General features: G+C 61.0%; 15 protein-coding genes. 14 read left to right on the plus strand and 1 reads right to left on the minus strand.

Going from position 1 to position 15,351, the window contains the following annotated elements:
* Positions 1 to 294 precede the first annotated feature (294 nt).
* The 12 genes from BS630_RS11785 to BS630_RS11840 all read left to right on the plus strand — a co-directional run bounded on the left by BS630_RS11785 (position 295) and on the right by BS630_RS11840 (position 12,168).
* On the plus strand, positions 295 to 1,179 hold the full coding sequence (locus BS630_RS11785; protein WP_017958932.1) for a sugar phosphate isomerase/epimerase family protein: 885 nt from the start codon (positions 295 to 297) through the stop codon (positions 1,177 to 1,179).
* Between the two features lie 62 nt (positions 1,180 to 1,241).
* The gene (locus tag BS630_RS11790; protein WP_077977533.1) at positions 1,242 to 2,456 is read left to right on the plus strand and encodes an ROK family transcriptional regulator; all 1,215 of its coding nucleotides are present in this window, start codon (positions 1,242 to 1,244) and stop codon (positions 2,454 to 2,456) included.
* Between the two features lie 30 nt (positions 2,457 to 2,486).
* Positions 2,487 to 3,464 carry a tagatose kinase gene (locus tag BS630_RS11795; RefSeq protein WP_077977535.1) on the plus strand — a complete coding sequence of 326 codons (978 nt, stop codon included), beginning with the start codon at positions 2,487 to 2,489 and terminating at the stop codon, positions 3,462 to 3,464.
* Entirely contained in the window at positions 3,464 to 4,741 is a 1,278-nt protein-coding gene (locus BS630_RS11800) for a D-tagatose-bisphosphate aldolase, class II, non-catalytic subunit (RefSeq protein WP_077977537.1), read from the plus strand. Before BS630_RS11795 ends, BS630_RS11800 begins: the two co-directional genes overlap by 1 nt.
* Positions 4,742 to 4,771: 30 nt before the next feature.
* Positions 4,772 to 5,497 carry an SDR family oxidoreductase gene (locus BS630_RS11805; RefSeq protein ID WP_003545418.1) on the plus strand — a complete coding sequence of 242 codons (726 nt, stop codon included), beginning with the start codon at positions 4,772 to 4,774 and terminating at the stop codon, positions 5,495 to 5,497.
* 11 nt (positions 5,498 to 5,508) lie between these two features.
* On the plus strand, positions 5,509 to 6,282 hold the full coding sequence (locus tag BS630_RS11810; RefSeq protein ID WP_077977539.1) for an SDR family NAD(P)-dependent oxidoreductase: 774 nt from the start codon (positions 5,509 to 5,511) through the stop codon (positions 6,280 to 6,282).
* A 138-nt stretch (positions 6,283 to 6,420) separates the two neighbouring features.
* Positions 6,421 to 7,245: a class I fructose-bisphosphate aldolase gene (locus tag BS630_RS11815; protein WP_077977541.1), complete on the plus strand. Its 825-nt coding sequence runs from the start codon at positions 6,421 to 6,423 to the stop codon at positions 7,243 to 7,245.
* Between the two features lie 22 nt (positions 7,246 to 7,267).
* On the plus strand, positions 7,268 to 8,422 hold the full coding sequence (locus BS630_RS11820; protein WP_077977543.1) for a Gfo/Idh/MocA family protein: 1,155 nt from the start codon (positions 7,268 to 7,270) through the stop codon (positions 8,420 to 8,422).
* Entirely contained in the window at positions 8,422 to 9,093 is a 672-nt protein-coding gene (locus BS630_RS11825; protein ID WP_077977546.1) for a D-lyxose/D-mannose family sugar isomerase, read from the plus strand. Before BS630_RS11820 ends, BS630_RS11825 begins: the two co-directional genes overlap by 1 nt.
* Positions 9,093 to 10,151, plus strand: coding sequence for a carbohydrate kinase family protein (locus BS630_RS11830; protein ID WP_077977548.1), 1,059 nt, complete (start codon positions 9,093 to 9,095; stop codon positions 10,149 to 10,151). The genes BS630_RS11825 and BS630_RS11830 overlap by 1 nt, the downstream gene beginning before the upstream one ends.
* Before the next feature lie 135 nt (positions 10,152 to 10,286).
* Entirely contained in the window at positions 10,287 to 11,075 is a 789-nt protein-coding gene (locus BS630_RS11835) for an L-iditol 2-dehydrogenase (protein WP_077977550.1), read from the plus strand.
* A gap of 82 nt (positions 11,076 to 11,157) precedes the next feature.
* Complete coding sequence (locus BS630_RS11840) at positions 11,158 to 12,168, plus strand: zinc-dependent alcohol dehydrogenase family protein (protein ID WP_077977552.1); 1,011 nt, start codon at positions 11,158 to 11,160, stop codon at positions 12,166 to 12,168.
* Between the two features lie 15 nt (positions 12,169 to 12,183).
* Here BS630_RS11840 and BS630_RS11845 read toward each other — a convergent pair whose 3' ends face one another.
* Complete coding sequence (locus tag BS630_RS11845; RefSeq protein ID WP_077977555.1) at positions 12,184 to 13,203, minus strand: LacI family DNA-binding transcriptional regulator; 1,020 nt, start codon at positions 13,201 to 13,203, stop codon at positions 12,184 to 12,186.
* A gap of 249 nt (positions 13,204 to 13,452) precedes the next feature.
* Here BS630_RS11845 and BS630_RS11850 point away from each other — a divergent pair, with 249 nt between their 5' ends.
* Positions 13,453 to 14,103, plus strand: a complete 651-nt coding sequence (locus tag BS630_RS11850; protein ID WP_077977558.1) for an esterase/lipase family protein — start codon at positions 13,453 to 13,455, stop codon at positions 14,101 to 14,103.
* Positions 14,104 to 14,176: 73 nt separating this feature from the next.
* Positions 14,177 to 15,322 (plus strand): right-handed parallel beta-helix repeat-containing protein, encoded by a 1,146-nt coding sequence (locus BS630_RS11855; protein ID WP_077977560.1) that lies wholly within the window; start codon positions 14,177 to 14,179, stop codon positions 15,320 to 15,322.
* The last annotated feature ends 29 nt before the right edge of the window (positions 15,323 to 15,351 follow it).

Genomic DNA, 15,351 nt, shown 5'->3' on the forward strand with positions numbered 1-15,351 from the left:
AATCCTCCCAAAGTGCAGCGAGATCATTTCGCCGGTCCTTTGTGTAGGCCAAAAAAACTGGCGACGCAACATTTGTTGTCTAAACATGCAAATCGTTGATCTATCCCATTGATTTTTGCAGAAACTAATTTCCGGCGGAGGGTGCGATGCAAATCGCAAGAAGTGTAATATATTGCATTGCAAGGTAATTTCGCAAAGCAGCACAAAAATTGCCGTTAAAATTATTTGTTGTCTTGCCAAACTAAATGGCATAGCACTGTCCACAGCCAAAGGCATTTTTTGGAGGAAAAGGCTATGCGTCGATTGGGTATCCATTCATTTGTATGGACAGGCGGCCAAACGCAGGAAGGGCTGGAGATGGCCCTGAACAAGACGGCCGAACACGGATATCGCACCATCGAATTTGCCTATCTGCGACCCGAGAAATTCAATCTCGATCGACTTGCAAAGCTTGCGCAGTCGCTTGACGTCGAGATTGGCGTGACGATGGGTCTGCCGCTCGACAGGGACGTATCGAGCGAGGACGCTTCTGCCGTGTCTGCCGGCAAGCAGACGCTGGCCGACGCCGTTCGTGCGGTCCGTGATATCGGCGGCAACAAGCTGGGTGGAATTCTCTATTCCGCGCACACCAAGTACAATCGCCAGCCGACGAAGAGGGGCTGGGACAACAGCGTCGCCGCGATCGCCGCGACAGCCGAAGTCGCGAGACAAGCGAACGTCGACCTCGTCTTGGAAATTGTCAACCGGTTCGAGACGAACCTGCTGAATACGGCGGCGCAGGGGCTGAAGTTCATCGCCGAGACCGGATCGGAGCATGTCCGTCTCCACCTCGACACGTTCCATATGAATATCGAGGAAGCCAATCCGGCCGCGGCGATCCGCCTGGCCGGCGACAAGATCGGTTACTTCCACATCGGCGAGAGCAACCGCGGTTACCTCGGCGACGGCGTCATCAACTTCGATCTGATCTTCGACGCTCTGCTCGACATCGACTACAAGCGCGACATCGTGTTCGAAAGCTTCTCGACGACGGTCGTGGACGAAGGTCTGTCGCTCGCCTGCGCGATCTGGCGCGACACCTGGGAGGATAATGATCCGCTTGCGGCGCACGCCAAGCGCTACATCGAGCTGAAATATGACGAGGCCAAGCGCCGCCGCGCCACAAACGCGCGGCCCTGATTATCCCTCTGACAGCCTGTTCCAGTCGTGTAAGGGTTGGGCCGACTGAAGGGAATTGAAATATGAACGACACCGTCTCCATCGGAAGTTCGCCGCGCAGGATCCGGCAGAATAATATCGTCGCCGCCTTGCAGACGATCTATGCCCACCGAAGCCTCAGCCGGGCGGATCTCGCCCGGAAGCTCGGGATGAATCGCTCGTCCTCGGGAGAGATCGTCGCCGAACTCACGGAAGGCGGGTTCGTTCAGGAGTCGGACGAGAGCGGCAAGCAGCGCCTGGAACATTCCCGTGCCGGGCGCCCGGGCATCATGCTCGAACTTGTGCCCGATGCCGCATTCTTCGTCGGGATAGAGATTGGCGTCGAGCATATATCGGCTGCAGTTGTCGATCTCTCCGCTGAAGTCCGGGCATGTCGGAAAATCGCGTTCGACACGCCGTCGTCGACCGTGGAGGAGGCCGTGGCGCAGGGCGTCGAGCTGATCATAGGCGCAATGGCGAAGGGGATGATCGGACGGTGCAAGGGTCTCGGCATATCGGCGCCGGCCCACATCCGGCCGGACGGAATCGTCACCCTCGCACCCATCATCGGCTGGCGGGAGGTGTCGTTGAAGGAGGTTGGGCGGTCTGCTTTCCCGGCCACCGTCCCGATCGCGGTTGAAAACGACGCCAACGCCTTTGCGATCGGCGACAGCTATCGTCACGGCGTCTCAGGCGTGACCCTGTTCCTGCTGATGGAAACCGGCGTCGGCGGCGGCATCATGATCGATGGCAAACTGTTCCGGGGCGGCCACGGCCTGGCGGGAGAAATCGGCCACACTCTGGTGCCGGGAAGCGGCGGTCAGAAGTTTGAGCAGCTGATCGGTCGCGAAGTGCTGATCAGGCAGTATCGCGAGGCTATTGGACGTAAGCACGTCGATCTGCAGGAGTTCCTTGGCGACGTTCATGATCGCGTCCCGGCCGCGGTCAATATCGCCGAAACCTGGTCGCGCCATCTCGCTTACGCATTGCTGCAGGCCTGTCGTTTGCTCGACCCCGACAGGATCGTGCTGGGTGGCTCCGTGGCATCCCTCTACCCGATGGTGGCCGCCCGCGTGGCGGTCCACATGTCGGAGGGCCAGAGTATACCTTTCCCCACGCCTGACATCGTCGTGGACGATGATGCGGAGTTCGGTTCCGCCTTCGGGGCGGCGTGCATGTTGCACCAGCGCTTTCTGTCATTGGAGAGCGAGGAATTCGGCGGCGAGGACGGTGCGCCGATCCAGTCGGCGACGAGTTGACGACAAGAACGATCGAAAGCAGGATTGCAAATGACTTCAGTACTGGCTCCGGACCCGCTTGGTCCCACCGTTTGCGTAGGGGAGATCCTCGTCGAGATCGTCGCCACGACGGTCGGAGACGGGTTTCTCGAAGCCCAGCCGCTCGTCGGTCCGTTCGCGAGCGGAGCGCCGGCGATCTTCATCTCCCAATGCGGCCGCCTCGGCGGTAAGGCCGCAATGGTCGGCGCCGTCGGCGATGACGATTTCGGTCGTGTCAATACCGATCGCCTCAAACGCGACGGCGTCGATGTTTCGACGATCTCGATCGATCCGGACTATCCCACGGGAAGCGCTTTCGTTCGCTACCGCAAGGATGGCTCCCGGGATTTCGTCTACAACATCGCCACATCAGCAGCTGCGCGCTTCGGCTGGTCTCAACCGGTCGGCGATCTCATCCATCGGAGCGGGCATCTTCACGTGATGGGTTCCGCGCTGTCGGTCCCCAGTGCGCGTGAGGTGATCGACAAGGCGGTCGACATCGTCAAGGCACGCGGGGGAACGCTCTCGGTAGATCCGAACATTCGCAAGGAATTGAAGCTGGATGAGAATACCAAGCGCCGCTTTTCCAAGCTTGTCGCTGCCGCCGATCTGCTTCTGCCGTCCGGAGAGGAGCTTGAGCGTGCCGCAGGTGTCGAAGGGGAGGCAGACGCGATCCGCCGCTTGTTCGAGGTGGGCGTCAAAGAGATCGTGCTGAAGCGCGGAGCCGAAGGCGCGACCTATTTCGGCAGAGACGGAGACCGCATCGACGCTCCGGCATTTGTCGTTCAAGAGGTCGACCCCACCGGCGCCGGCGACTGCTTCGGGGGTGCCTATCTCACCTGCCGGCGGCTCGGAATGTCTCCGCAGCAAGCTCTGACCTATGCCTCCGCCGCCGGCGCCCGCAACGTGACGGTCCTCGGTCCGATGGAAGGTGCCGGCACTCAGCAAGAACTCGACGCGTTTATCGCTTCAACGGAAAGGCGCCCGTGATGCAGGTGCATCTCAACGAACTGGCCAGGCTGAGGATCGAAGGCCACCCCAGAGGCGTGACCTCCGTATGCTCGGCCCATCCCATCGTGCTTCGAGCAGCACTCCGACACGGGCGGCAACAGGCAAGCACCGTCCTGATCGAAGCGACCTGCAACCAGGTCAACCACCTCGGCGGCTACACCGGGATGACGCCAAGCGACTTCGCGTCCCTCGTCCGCAAAATAGCAGTCGAGGAGGGGTGCCCCGAAAATCTGATCGTTCTCGGTGGCGATCACCTCGGCCCCAATCCTTGGCGCGACCGCCCGGCCGAAGAGGCCATGGCCGAGGCGGAGAAGATGGTTTCCGCCTATGTCGAGGCAGGGTTTCGCAAGCTTCACCTCGACGCCTCGATGGGCTGCAGGGGCGAGCCGGCGGCGCTCGACGACGAAACCACCGCCCATCGCGCCGCCCGGCTTGCGGCGGTCGCCGAGGCGTCGGCGAAGAAGAGCGGCGGCGCAATGCCGGTTTATGTCATCGGCACCGAAGTGCCACCGCCGGGTGGAGCCGACCACGCCCTGACAACGATCGAACCGACGGCGGCCGTAGCGGCGCTGAAGACGATCGGAGTCCACCGCCGGATCTTTGCGGAGGCCGGACTCGGGCAAGCGTTTGGACGGGCCATCGGTCTGGTCGTTCAGCCGGGCGTCGAGTTCGGCAATCAGAATGTCATCCATTATGATCGCAGCAAGATAGACGCGCTGAAATCGGTGCTCACCGAGGAGCCGCAGTTCGTCTTCGAGGCGCACTCGACGGATTATCAGGGAACCCGGCCCTTGACCGCGCTGGTGGAGGACGGCTTTCCCATTTTGAAGGTCGGTCCCGAGCTGACCTTCGTCCTGCGCGAGGCGCTCTACGCACTGGATGCGATCGCCTCTGACCTCTTGCCCGATTACGGCCAGCGTCCGCTCTATGTGGCGATGGAGGCGCTGATGCTCGATCAGCCGGGCAACTGGAGCCGCCACTACCACGGCACGAACGCCGAGATGCGCTGGTTGCGGCACTATTCGCTGTCTGACCGCATTCGCTATTATTGGGCGTCGGCTGAAGCCCAAGATGCCGTCCGGCAGCTATGTGAGGCGCTTCGAGGGCAAATCGTACCGCTGCCCTTGTTTTGGCAGCACATGCCGGCCGCACAGGAATTCGCAGATGCGCCGCTCGATCCGGAACAGGTTTTGATCTGGAGGGTGACGAAGAGTCTTGCAGACTATCACGCCGCCTGCGGCGTCGGGAATAAATAGCAATCAGAATCAAGACAGGAGGAAAAATCGATGACGGAATTGAATGGGAAGATCGCGGCGGTCACGGGTGCTGCGTCCGGAATAGGGCTCGCTTCGACGGAGGCAATGCTCGCAGCTGGCGCGACGGTCGTGCTGGTGGACCGCGATGAGAAGGCCCTTGAGACGGTTTGTGCCCGGCTTGGCGAGCGCGCTATTCCGCTGGTGCTCAACTTGCTGGATCCGCACCAGTGCGCGGGATTGCTCGAGGGCATCCTGTCGAAGACGGGCAAGCTCGATATCCTGCATGCCAATGCAGGCACCTATATCGGCGGCGACCTGATGGAGACCGATCTCGATACCATCGATCGGATGCTCAATCTCAACGTCAATGTCGTCATCAAGAACGTTCGAAACGTCATTCCGCACATGATCGAACGCGGCACCGGCGACATTGTCGTCACCAGTTCCGTCGCCGGACACTCGGCGATTCCATGGGAACCGGTTTATTCGTCGTCGAAATGGGCGATGACGTGTTTTGTCCAGACGATGCGGCGCCAGCTTCTGAAAAGTGGCATTCGTGTGGGATCGGTTTCTCCAGGGCCGGTGATCAGCGCTTTGCTTGCGGATTGGCCGGAGGAAAACCTTCGCAAGGCCAAGGAGGCCGGAGCCTTGATCGAGCCCAAGGAAGTCGCCGACGCGATCATCTTCATGCTGACCCGGCCGCGCAACGTCACCATCCGCGATATCGTCGTGCTGCCAAGCGCCTTTGACATTTGAGGAGACGTGAGATGAGCTACCAGCAGAAATTTCGCCTCGACGGCGAACGGGCGGTGATCACCGGAGGAGGGCGCGCAATTGGGCTCTGCTGCGCCGAGGCGCTGGCGGAGGCGGGCGCCGCCGTCGTCGTCATCGAACGCAGCGAGGCCGACGCTGAGCAAGCGCTTGCGCTGCGCGACCGAGGCTACGACATCGAAGTCCGGGTCGGCGACGTCACCGACGCGGCCCGAATGGACGCAATCGCAACCGAGCTTGCCGATGGCGGGCGGCCGGCGACCATCCTGGTGAACAATGCCGGAATTGGCCAAAGCGGCATCCCGGCGCAGGATCTCACCGACGCCGATTGGCTGCGCATGATGGACGTCAATCTCAACGGCGTCTTCTGGTGCTCGCGCGCCTTCGGTCGTTCCATGATTTCGATGAAACGCGGCGCCATCGTCAACCTCGGCTCGATGTCGGGGCACATCTGCAACCGGCCCCAGCCTCAGACGGCCTATAACGTCTCCAAGGCGGCGGTCCATCACCTCACGCGTTCGTTGGCCGCCGAGTGGGCGCATCACGGCATCAGGGTAAACGCCGTCGCGCCTACCTACATCGAAACGCCGATGGTGGTGGCCGTCGAAGCCAATCGGGAGCGTATCCCGCTCTGGCTCGCCGACACGCCGATGGGAAGAATGGGAACGCCGGAGGAGGTTGCCAGCGCGGTCCTCTTCCTTGCATCAGGCGCCGCCAGCCTCATGACCGGGGCGATCGTCAACGTCGATGCAGGGTTCACCTGCTGGTAGTCGGTCCCGGACGAGGTGCGAGCGGCACCTCGTCCACACCTGGAAACCAAGTATGGAAACGTTACCACATTACCTTGACTCGCATTCCTGCTGCGTTTATCCAAATGTGGAAACGTTACCATATTGGGAGGAAGTTTGATGAAATCCGCGCGATTGAACCGACTTTTCGGCGTGTCTGGAAATTGTTTTGACGTTGCTATCGATCACGGCATGTTCAATGAACGAACCTTCCTTTCCGGCATCGAGAACATGAAGACGGCGATCGAGGTGATCGCGGATGCGGCGCCGGATGCCATTCAGCTTCCGCCGGGGACGGCACCCCTTCTGCAGGCTATTCCCGGCAAACATCGCCCGGCACTGGTGCTGCGCACCGACATCGCCAACATCTATGGCAATCCTCTGCCGTCTCAGCTGTTTTCCGAAATGATCGACAGGGCGGTGGAACAGGGCGTTGCGTTGGATGCCGCCTGTGTCGTCGTCAATCTTTTGATGCTGCCGGACCAGCCGGAAGTCTACCGCGCCTGCGTGCGCAATGTGAACAGCCTGAAACGCGAATGCGAGATCTACGGCATGCCGCTGATGGTCGAGCCGCTCGTCATGCAGGACAATTCCAAGGGCGCCTATATGGTCGACGGCGCGATCGACAAGATCCTGCCGCTTGTGCGCCAGGCGGCCGAACTCGGCGCCGATATCATCAAGGCCGACCCCTGCGACAATGTCGAGGAATATCACCGCGTGGTCGAAATCGCCCAAGGCCTGCCGGTGCTCGTGCGCGGCGGCGGCCGCGTTTCGGATCAGGAAATCCTGGTCCGCACCAAGCAGTTGATGGAGCAGGGCGCCCGTGGCATCGTCTATGGCCGCAACGTCATCCAACATCATAATCCCGGCGGCATGACGCGGGCCTTGATGGCGATTGTCCATGACAAGGCTTCCGTCGAGCAAGCCTCGCTGCATATTGGCTGACGAGCGTCTGGGAGGACATGTCATGACGAATATATTCCGCTTCGGCGTCATCGGCTGCGGTCTGATGGGGCGCGAGTTCGCGAGCGCTGCGGCGCGCTGGCTGCATCTGGCCGATGTGAAGGCGCGACCGGAAATCGTCGCCGTCTGTGATACCAACGCGACGCTGCTCGACTGGTTCAGGGATCATGTGCCGACTGTTCGCCAGTTCACCGCCGATTATAAGGAGCTTCTGGCCAATTCCGAGGTCGATGCGGTCTATTGTGCTGTCCCGCATGTGCTGCACCAGCAATTCTACGTCGACATTCTGAAGGCCGGAAAGCATCTTCTCGGCGAAAAGCCCTTCGGCATGGACGCCGCTCAGAACCGGGAAATCATGGCGGTTCTCGCCGAGCATCCTGAACTCCTGGTCCGCTGCTCTTCGGAAATGCCTTTCTTCCCCGGCGCACAGAAGGTCATCGCGCTCGCAAAAAGCGGCGAGATGGGGGATATAATCGAAGTCGAGGGGGGTTTCCTGCACTCTTCGGATATCGACCGGCAGAAGCCGATCAACTGGAAGCGCATGGCCGAGGTCAATGGCGATTATGGCTGCATGGGCGATCTCGGCATGCATGTGCTGCACGTGCCGCTGCGTCTCGGCTGGCGCCCCACGACCCTGCATGCGCAATTGGTCAAGAAGGTCACTGAACGTCCTGACGGCAAGGGCGGCATGCTGCCCTGCACCACCTGGGACAATGCCACGATCAGCAGCCGTGTGCGCACCGGGGATCAGGATTTCCCGATGGTGCTGAAAACCTGGCGCATCGCGCCCGGCGAATCTAACACCTGGTACATCCGGGTTCTCGGCATGAAGAAGAGCGCGTTCTTCAGCACGAAGTCGCCGCGCCAGTGGCAGTGGATGGACTATAATGGCGGTGCCCAGGCCTGGAGCACCGAGGATCTTGGTTATGGCTCGCTGTTTCCAGCCATAACAGGCAAGATCTTCGAATTCGGTTTTGCCGACGCCATACAGCAGATGTGGGCGGCCTTCGTCGATGAGCTTGCCGGCGGCAATGCCAACGGTTTCGGCTGCGCGACCCCGGCGGAGGCGCAGGCGCATCATGCGGTCCTGACGGCAGCCCTCAAATCCGGCCGCGAGGACGTCGTGGTGCCGGTCGACTATGACGGGGCATCCGCCTGATGAAGCGCTCCGAGATCAACGCCGCGTTGCTGCAGGCAACCGAGACTCTCGAGCGTTGGCACTGGTCCCTGCCGGCATGGGGCTCTTGGACGGCGGCCGATTTTGCCGCTCATCCCGAGGCCTCAGCCTATTTGCGCGCCCATCAGCTGGGTTGGGATGTCACCGATTTCGGCTCGAACCGCTTCGCCGAATGCGGCCTCGTGCTGTTTTGCCTGCGCAATGGCATCGTTGATATCTGGGGTGAGCGGACCTATGCCGAAAAGCTGCTCTTCGTCGAGGAAGGGCAGCTCACGCCGACGCACCGTCATGCGGCGAAGATGGAAGACATCATCAATCGCGCCGGCGGCGATCTCGTCATCGAATTCGCCGCAACCGATGCCGATGGCAATGTGCTGACGGAGGATGTGACGGTGCCGGTAGACGGGCTACCGCACCGGCTCGCGGCATGGGAGCCGCTGGTTCTCCGGCCGGGCCAGAGCGTGACGATCCGCACCGGGCTTTACCACCGCTTCTACGGCTGGAAAGATGGCGGACCTGTCCTTGTCGGCGAGGTCAGCCAGGTCAACGACGACAATAGCGACAATTTCTTTCTGGAGCCGATCGGCCGCTTTGCCGCGATCAAGGAAGACGAGCCGCCGCTGAGACCTCTGTGGAACGAAGGAGTCAGCTGATGCGAGCCGGGGAGGAGGTTCACGATCGCGACAGTCAAAAGCAGGGCGGCATCGTTTGCGCGGGAAACTTCATCGTCGATCGTGTCCACACCCTGTCCTATTGGCCCGAACAGGGCAATCTCGCGCATATCCTGCACCAGGATCTGGGCGTGGGGGGCGGGGCGGCCAACGTCGTCACCGATCTGGCCTCGCTCGGATTTCCGGGAAAGCTGGCGGCAGCAGGATGCATCGGCGCCGATCAGGACGGAGAGATCGTCAAAGCCCGCCTGGCCGTTGCCGGCGTCGATGTCGGGGGGCTCACCGCGCTTGCCGACCGGGTGACGGCGCATACGCATGTCATGAATGTGCCCGGCCAGAACCGGACCTTCTTCTATCATGGTGGCGCCAACGATGCCGTCACGGACAAGTTTGTCTCACCCGTGGTCTTCGCCACGGCCGGCTACCGGCTGTTCTATCTCGGTTATCTCATGCTGTTGCCGGGTCTCGACCGCATTGGCCCTGACGGCCGTTCGGGAGCATCGCGCCTGCTGGAAGCGGCGCGGCGCGCCGGCCTGACGACCTGCGTGGATTTCGTATCGAGCGAAGACCCGGAATTTGCGGCCAAGGTCGGCGTCGCTCTGCCCTTCTGCGATTTCCTGATCATCAACGAGATGGAGGCGGGGCGGGCAACCGGCGTTATCGTTCGCGATGCGAAGGGAGATTTGATCGAGGCGGGGCTTTTGGAAGCGGGCGAGCGCCTGCTTGCGGCGGGCGTCGCCAAGGGCGCGATCATCCATGCGCCGGAAACCTGCTTCTGGTTTTCGCCCGACGCTTCTCCGATCATGACGCGTTCACGACCCGTCGATCCCGATGACATCGTCAGTACCGTCGGCGCAGGAGACGCTTTCTGCGCCGCCGTGCTCTACGGCCTGCATGAGAACTGGCCGGTCGAGCATATCTGCGCCGTCGCCCATGCCGCAGCTGCGCGTTGCCTCAAGGGGGCGACGGCCACCGATGGCATCCCCGACATGTCTGTCCTTATTCGCGAGGCGAAGGAGACGAACCCGGAATCCGCTTAGCCCATTGGCGCGGCCTCAGGAGGGCGGCTCCGATTATCGTTCAGTCAAAAGGGGAGGAGCAAACATGAAGCTATTCATTATGGCAGCCGCGCACGGCGCCTTTGCCGATTTAGGCGCGACCGGGGAGGCAGTGCGATGACCCATACGGAAACGGCGCGGCTCTCCGGCAAGGTGGCATTGGTTACAGGAGGAGCGAGCGGCATCGGCAAGGCGGTCTGCGAACGCTTTGCCGCCGAAGGCGCCAGGGTTGTCGTGGCGGACCTCGACGGTGAACGATGCGCACGGGTCGCCGAAGCGATCGGCCCGCAGGCCTGGGGTGTGGCGCTTGACGTGACCAGCCAGGACAGCATCGAAGAAGCTGTACGCTTCACCATCGCCACCGCCGGTCAGACCGACATCCTGGTCAACGCCGCAGGCATTTACGACGTCGAGTCCATCCTGGAAATATCCCGGGAACGGACCGCTAGGGTATTTCAGGTCAATATCGAAGGCCTGATCTTCATGACGCAGGCCGTTGCCCGGCACATGGTGGAGAGAGGGGAAGGTGGACGCATCATCAACTTCTCGTCCCAGGCTGGGCGCCGGGGCGAAGGACCGGCCGTGGCTTACTGCGCTTCCAAGGCGGCCGTCATCAGCATCACCCAAAGCTGCGCTCTTGAGCTGATCCGTTACGGGATCAACGTCAACGCCATCGCTCCCGGCGTCGTCGATACGCCGATGTGGGACGTCGTCGATGCAAAACTCGGCAGCCGGGAAGGTTTGAAACCCGGCGACGTCAAGCGCCGCGTGGCCGCCGCCGTGCCCGCCGGACGATTTGGCGCCCCCCAAGAACAAGCTGCCATGGCCGCCTTCCTGGCCGGGCCCGATGCAGCATATATCGTGGCGCAGTGCTACAATGTCGATGGCGGCAATGTCATGAGCTGAGCGCTTGAGCCGTGCCCGGGATGGTCGATGCCGCGGGGCGGACGTGTGATCAGCACAATCACTTGTGGTCTGGAGGAGTGGAATGAGAGCTGTACGTTTAGAGTCGATCGGGTCTTTGACCATGCGCAGCGTCGAGAAGCCGGTTGCCGGGCCGGGCGAGCTGCTTGTCCGGGTTACAGTGGCCGGCGTCTGCGGTTCCGATCGCCACATGTACAAGGGTGAGTATCCGACGGCTATCCCCGTGACGCTGGGCCACGAATTCTGCGGCATAGTCGAAGCGATCGGCGATACCGTTACCCGCTTTACCGGTGGTGAGCTTGTGACGGTGGACCCGAATATTGCCTGCGGCACCTGTCGGGCTTGCACGCAGGCGCGGCCGAACTTGTGCGAGAGCTTGACTGCCATCGGTGTGACACGGGATGGCGGCTTTGCCGAATATGTGGCGGTGCCACAGGCCCAGGCCTTCGTCCTGCCGGCTGACCTCGATCCCGTTCACGGCGCCTTCAGTGAACCGCTGGCCTGCTGTATCCACGCCATCGACAAGGCAAAGATCCGTCCGGGCGACAGCGTCGCTATCCTCGGCGGGGGAGTGATCGGCCTGCTCATGGTGCAACTGGCCCGCCTGGCTGGGGCAGGCGAGATTATTTTGATCACGCGGCAGCAATCGAGACGCCAAACCGCTCTGCGCCTGGGGGCGACGCACGCCTTCGACCCGGCCGGTTCAGACACAATCGCTTCCGTTCGAGAGGTCACCAAAGGCGGCGCCGCCGTGGTCATCGAGTGCGCCGGCGTCAGCGACACGCTTCAAAACGGGCTGAAAATGGCGCGGCGCGGTGGCACTTTTGTGCTTTTCGGGGTGACGCCGGCGGGTGTCGAGGTGCCGGTTCTGCCCTTCGATCTGCTGGTCAACGAAGTCGATATCAGGCCGGCCTACCTCAACCCTTTCACTCATTCGCGTGCTGCGGCAATGGTCGCGAGCGGGGTGTTGGAACTGGACGCATTGGTCACCAAAACCATAGGTCTCGAGGAGGTCGCCGAGGTGGTGGGCAACGCGCCATTGCCAGGCGAGATCAAGGTCATCGTCCGGCCCTAGCTTCGGGGTCCGACCTCAGTTGCGGACGAGACCGGTGGAATCGCGCTCGATCAGCGTGACCGGCACTTTTACGATCGCACCCTGTCGAGATTCGTCTCCCGTGTGGTGCTCGTCGATCAGCGCTTCCAGCAGCCGTGCTGCCTGCCGCCCGACGTCGCGGATCGGCTGTGCGACCGTTGTCAGCCGTGGAAAGACGTAGGCTGCCTCCGGCAGGTCGTCGAAGCCTACGACCGAATAGTCGCTCGGAACGGAAAATCCGCGATCCTGGATGGCATGGATTGCCGCAATCGCCGAAACGTCGGTCGTGCCGATGATCGCGGTGACCTCAGGTCGAGACGCCAGCAGCTCCCGCGCCAGCCGGTAGGTCTCTGCAAAGCTGTGCTCTTCGGCCATCGCCACGATGGCGGGCGCGATGGCGTCTTTCGCCATCTCGGCCGTGATGCCTTGCAGGCGAAGCTGGATCGGCTGGCTGTGGGCCGGCGCGCCGACGATGGCGATTGCCCGATGGCCGAGATCGATCAGATGGCGCGCCATCAGCCGTCCGCCTTCCTCGTGATCGGCCATGACAGCATCGTCGGCAATGCCGCTCAGCTCGCGGTCAATGGCGATGATCGGAATGCGAGCGTCCCGTAGCACCCCGAAATGCTCGATGCTGCCGAAGGCGCTTGCCACGATAACGCCATCGACGCGCTGGGCGAGCAGCATGGAAATATAGCGCACCTCATGGTCCATATTTTCCGCCGTGCTGCAGATCAGCGTCTGATAGCCGTGCTGGAACAATTCCTGTTCGATCGCATGGGCCAGGATGCCGAAGAAAGGCACTTCAATCGACGGCAGCATCAGTCCGATCATCCGGCTTGGTGCGCCGCGCAGCATACGGGCACCCTTGCTCGGCGTGTAGTTCAGCGTTCGGATAGCCGCCTCGACGCGATCCCTGAGCTCAGGCGAGGCGTAACCGCTGTTGTTGAGCACGCGCGAGACCGAAGAGACTGACGTTCCTGCAAGTTTAGCGATATGTCGGATGCTGGTCGTCACGTGCACGCATTTCTTTCTCTACAGCGCCGCGCGTCCTTTTCAGACCCACAAAAGACGCTTGCATAGGAGCGGTCGAACATTCATGAGACGGCTGCTGAAGTTCACCTTGATTTCATCATCCACTAGATCACTAGCGGGACGCCGCATCAAGCACGCCGCTATTCGAGAACGTCTGCCGTTCGTGACAAGCGTCACCTTGAGAGCTAGAGGATAGGCGCCTGATCGATGCAGCCCGTTGAGCGGATACTGATGGACGACACTGTCCTCCTTTTTCACGGCATTGCCCGGACGAAGAAAAGCATGGCGAAGCTCGCCGGCTTCCTGTCCGGCCACGGTTATCGGGTTGTGAATGTCGGTTACCCCTCCACCAAGTTTTCGATCAGCGATCTCGTCGACACCATCCGACCTGAGATCGACGACGCTGCGAAGGAGGCAGGCGACGGTCGGGTCCATTTCGTTGGTTATTCGATGGGTGGGTTAATCATCCGTGCTTTTCTTGCGCGTTATCGCCCAGCCAATCTGGGAAGGGTGGTCATGGTCGGAACGCCGAACAACGGCAGCCAGATTGCCGATTTACTCAAGAGCTGGCCACTATACAGGAAGTTCTATGGACCGGCGGGGCAGCAGCTGATTACCGATCAAACCGCCATGACCGAGCTGTTCGGCACGGTGGATTATGAACTTGGCATCATCGCCGGGAATCGGACCATCGACCCGGTCTCTTCGCTTATCATCGGCCTCAGGGTTCCGAACGATGGGAAGGTTTCGGTGGAGAGCACCCGTCTCGACGGCGCGTCGGCGCATGTCGTCATTCCGGCAAACCACACTTTCTTGCCCGTCAATAAGGTGATGTGGAGCCAGACCCTGTCGTTTCTGAAAGATGGGCGGTTTACAAGCTGAATTTCCAAATATTCAAACATCCGCCACATGCCCTCTGCTTAATTCCCGCGGCACCGGTATCGAAGGAAATGTAATGACCGCCATCCTGCGAAAGAAAGTTCACGGCGCGTCTACACGCGGCCAGGTCATCGATGGTGCGCCCGATGTCGGCGTCGCCTATCAGGTGTTTTCCGATACGGTGATCGAAGACGTTATCGTCAAGAATTCTCCTCGAGGCTTCAAATTTCACAACGGCAGGAATCTCACCGTCAGGCGCTGTGAAACGGAGAATGTGAACGGCGACGGCATCTACCTGACGAAGACGACGCACGTGCTGCTGGAGAATAATCGCATCGGCGCGGCGCCAGGCGAGGGAGCAGACTGCTGCCAGTTCGCCTATCAAAACAGCGACGACAATATCAGCTCCGATATCGTGATCCGCGGCAACCTCTTCCTGCAGTCGCCGGCGAGCGCATCGAACAAGGGCGCGCTGGTCTGCGACAAAACTCGAAAATACCTGGTCGAGTACAATTTCATCGGCGGCAAGAATTTCTCCTTTTCGTCGTTGGGGGATGACGCCGTGGTGCGCAGCAACATCATGCGCGATGGCAGGATGAATGATTATTCCTTCGGCTACGGCATTGGCGACAAGGCCGACCACGCCGGCCATCATATTTATGACAACTGGATCGAGAACACCAATCGTGGCGTCAGCCTGAGCGGCTTTTCGGATAAGGAGCTGGCATTTCGCAAAGACATCGATATCCACGACAACGTCATTAGCCAATGCGACATCGCGTTCTTCGTCAATCGTCGGTGGTCCGGCAGCTTTCGGCGCAACATATTTCTGCGGTGCGAACAGGACATCGTTCTCAAGGGAAACGGCAAAGCGACTGCGGGTGATATCGATGGCAACTATCGCAACGATGGCAGCTTTCTGAATGTCACCCCGCCGCCGCTTCGCTTCAAGCCTGACGGCAACGCTTCCGTTTCCTCCGGCGAATGGACATCCGAGCCTGACGAAATCCGCATCCAGTGGCGTAACAAGGGCATCGATATCCCAGGCGCCAACCGGCCTTCCATTACGGTCGAGCCCGGCATGGAATTGTCATGCGTCCTGCTGGCCCGCAAGGAGCAGAACTGGATGCTGGCGATCGCTGAGACTGCCTATGACGATTTCACGCCGCGCGCATGGCAGGAACACATGTTGCCCTGGCAGAAGCGCTACCTCTCGATTTAGGAGGCATATCGCTTGGCTGCACGACGATT

The organism is Rhizobium laguerreae, assembly GCF_002008165.1.
GTDB classification, from domain to species: Bacteria; Pseudomonadota; Alphaproteobacteria; order Rhizobiales; family Rhizobiaceae; genus Rhizobium; species Rhizobium laguerreae.

What these genes read in the sequence shown, in the direction of transcription:
- BS630_RS11830 (WP_077977548.1), top strand. Translation starts at nt 9,093, where the DNA reads ATGCGAGCCGGGGAGGAGGTTCACGATCGCGACAGTCAAAAGCAGGGC.
- BS630_RS11840 (WP_077977552.1), top strand. Translation starts at nt 11,158, where the DNA reads ATGAGAGCTGTACGTTTAGAGTCGATCGGGTCTTTGACCATGCGCAGC.
- BS630_RS11850 (WP_077977558.1), top strand. Translation starts at nt 13,453, where the DNA reads ATGGACGACACTGTCCTCCTTTTTCACGGCATTGCCCGGACGAAGAAA.
- BS630_RS11790 (WP_077977533.1), top strand. Translation starts at nt 1,242, where the DNA reads ATGAACGACACCGTCTCCATCGGAAGTTCGCCGCGCAGGATCCGGCAG.
- BS630_RS11795 (WP_077977535.1), top strand. Translation starts at nt 2,487, where the DNA reads ATGACTTCAGTACTGGCTCCGGACCCGCTTGGTCCCACCGTTTGCGTA.
- BS630_RS11805 (WP_003545418.1), top strand. Translation starts at nt 4,772, where the DNA reads ATGACGGAATTGAATGGGAAGATCGCGGCGGTCACGGGTGCTGCGTCC.
- BS630_RS11810 (WP_077977539.1), top strand. Translation starts at nt 5,509, where the DNA reads ATGAGCTACCAGCAGAAATTTCGCCTCGACGGCGAACGGGCGGTGATC.
- BS630_RS11835 (WP_077977550.1), top strand. Translation starts at nt 10,287, where the DNA reads ATGACCCATACGGAAACGGCGCGGCTCTCCGGCAAGGTGGCATTGGTT.
- BS630_RS11825 (WP_077977546.1), top strand. Translation starts at nt 8,422, where the DNA reads ATGAAGCGCTCCGAGATCAACGCCGCGTTGCTGCAGGCAACCGAGACT.
- BS630_RS11785 (WP_017958932.1), top strand. Translation starts at nt 295, where the DNA reads ATGCGTCGATTGGGTATCCATTCATTTGTATGGACAGGCGGCCAAACG.
- BS630_RS11855 (WP_077977560.1), top strand. Translation starts at nt 14,177, where the DNA reads ATGACCGCCATCCTGCGAAAGAAAGTTCACGGCGCGTCTACACGCGGC.
- BS630_RS11815 (WP_077977541.1), top strand. Translation starts at nt 6,421, where the DNA reads ATGAAATCCGCGCGATTGAACCGACTTTTCGGCGTGTCTGGAAATTGT.
- BS630_RS11800 (WP_077977537.1), top strand. Translation starts at nt 3,464, where the DNA reads ATGCAGGTGCATCTCAACGAACTGGCCAGGCTGAGGATCGAAGGCCAC.
- BS630_RS11820 (WP_077977543.1), top strand. Translation starts at nt 7,268, where the DNA reads ATGACGAATATATTCCGCTTCGGCGTCATCGGCTGCGGTCTGATGGGG.